Here is a 220-nt window from a genome sequence, read left to right on the forward strand (position 1 = left end):
TCGAGGCACCATTATTTGGTACTTAACAAATAATGGTCTTTATAGACCTGATGTTGAGACAAGTAATTCCCCTTTAGTTCAGTTGGTAGAACGGCGGACTGTTAATCCGTATGTCGCAAGTTCAAGTCTTGCAAGGGGAGCCATTTTTAAAGGACTTCATTTTATATGAGGTTTTAATTGAAGAGTTTAACTCTTTAAGCAAAGAATTTAGTGTGCCGAC

At 37.7% G+C, this 220-nt stretch carries 1 tRNA gene; it reads left to right on the plus strand.

Going from position 1 to position 220, the window contains the following annotated elements:
- Nucleotides 1–67: 67 nt before the first annotated feature.
- Nucleotides 68–143, plus strand: a tRNA-Asn gene (locus AB4375_RS21670).
- Nucleotides 144–220: the final 77 nt, after the last annotated feature.

The organism is Vibrio sp. 10N.261.51.C6 (genome assembly GCF_041471785.1).
In the GTDB taxonomy this organism is placed as follows: domain Bacteria; phylum Pseudomonadota; class Gammaproteobacteria; order Enterobacterales; family Vibrionaceae; genus Vibrio; species Vibrio crassostreae_C.